Origin of the sequence: Acinetobacter piscicola, assembly GCF_002233755.1 — a bacterium.
Classification (GTDB): domain Bacteria; phylum Pseudomonadota; class Gammaproteobacteria; order Pseudomonadales; family Moraxellaceae; genus Acinetobacter; species Acinetobacter piscicola.
Genome location: NZ_NIFO01000059.1, coordinates 1 through 1,599 on the forward strand (window position 1 = coordinate 1; position 1,599 = coordinate 1,599).

Annotated in this window: 2 protein-coding genes; one reads left to right on the forward strand and one right to left on the reverse strand. The window is 30.6% G+C overall.

Annotated elements, in window-relative coordinates:
* The first annotated feature begins 155 nt into the window (after positions 1 to 155).
* Positions 156 to 1,238 (forward strand): hypothetical protein, encoded by a 1,083-nt coding sequence (locus tag CDA10_RS16650; RefSeq protein ID WP_089606646.1) that lies wholly within the window; start codon positions 156 to 158, stop codon positions 1,236 to 1,238.
* A 94-nt stretch (positions 1,239 to 1,332) separates the two neighbouring features.
* Here CDA10_RS16650 and CDA10_RS17115 read toward each other — a convergent pair whose 3' ends face one another.
* Complete coding sequence (locus tag CDA10_RS17115; protein WP_267284023.1) at positions 1,333 to 1,458, reverse strand: hypothetical protein; 126 nt, start codon at positions 1,456 to 1,458, stop codon at positions 1,333 to 1,335.
* Positions 1,459 to 1,599 lie beyond the last annotated feature (141 nt).

The window sequence follows — 1,599 nt, forward strand, 5'->3', positions numbered from 1 at the left end:
AGACATTTTAATTGGTGAATAACAGGAAAAGCCTAGACTTCTGTCTAGGCTTTAAATTAAAAAATACATAAAAATTAAGGCTATAGTCTCAATTTTTTAACTTCGTATAACGTGCATTATGTTAATTTTAGATTTTTTTAAAAATTAGGGCATCTATGAATCCTCTAGAATTCTATTGTTTAATATTGAAAAATATAGATAAAAATCTAGCTAAGAAACTAGGTAAAATTGAGAAAAAATATACTAATGTTCCATTTGAAAATGATGAAATAGCTAAAGTTAAAATTAAATCCGAATTTGCTTCAGAAATGGGGTTTTTCGTACTTAATTCAGCGACTTCTTTAGCTGTAGATGAAGAAAGCTATAATTTTGCATACTGCTTAAAAATCTTGGAACTATACCCAATTAAAAATAACGATTTTTTTTATTGGAACGAGCATATAAAACTATTTTCAGAATTGGAAAGAAATAATTTTTTAGATGAAGATGTCTGCAAACTTCATGATTTTCTGGTAAATACATTTAGCTTTAACAGCGACTTAAATAATATTACTAGTCATGAGATGCTCAGAAATCCTGGCGTCAATATACTGCTAATTCTAATTCACTTAGATCATTTAATTTCTAGGAAGTGGGGATTCCAATCAATCTCACTAAACCAAGCATTAAAGTTTAAGTTTAAAAATAAACGACCATACTTCCCATCAAAAACTTTTACAGATTTCCTTTTATTTATCTTAAAGATAAATGCAAAGTTTGAAGCAACAAAAGGACAGAAAGTCGAGATTCTGAAGACTATTCCTGCAACTAATGGTTTTGAGCAATGGTTAGATTCCTCTATCGAAGAGGAACAAGTTAAAGAATTTAGACAACTAATTAAAAAAGTTAGAGAAAACAAAAGACTATTCTACTTGAATGAAGTCTATCAATTCCTAGGTCTACCTTATGGTGAATTTAAAAATGATGAAATTTATGCACAAGTCTCAGAAGAGAACTATTTATTCCTGAAAAATGAACTTCCAGAAGATAAGTGGTTTGAAAGTATTAATACCATAGGTGGCCTATGGTTAATTTATTTTTGGCAAGACTTTTTTTATAAACATTTTCAAAAAACAGCCAGCGTATCTACGTTAGCCACATCAGAAGATTTTCTCGTGATATGGAACGCCTTTCTGGAGAAATACCCTTCAGAAGGCAAACATCTGTGGCCTTCTGAATTGATATTACAAGATAAATAAGATTTTTATTTCCGAGGTGGATTATTGTCTCGTCCACCACCTGATGGATTTCCAGTAGTACTAGGCCAACCTGCTGTGCTCATAGTTTTCATCCTTATTTAGATTTCGTAGGTTTATGATTAGGATTCAATTGTCTGCTACGGTTATCCTGATTCTGCGTATGTTGAATATTATTAGGATTTTTCACTGTAGAACGTTGATCATTCGCTGTATGTGTCATTGCTTTCTCCTTAAAATGTTTGAACATCTGACAGGGAAAGTATGGCTTCAAAAAAATATGCATCTTGCCTAAAAAAAAGTAAAAAAGTTCACTTTTTAATCGAAACAAAAATACTTATTTAACATAATGGCTATTATGCGA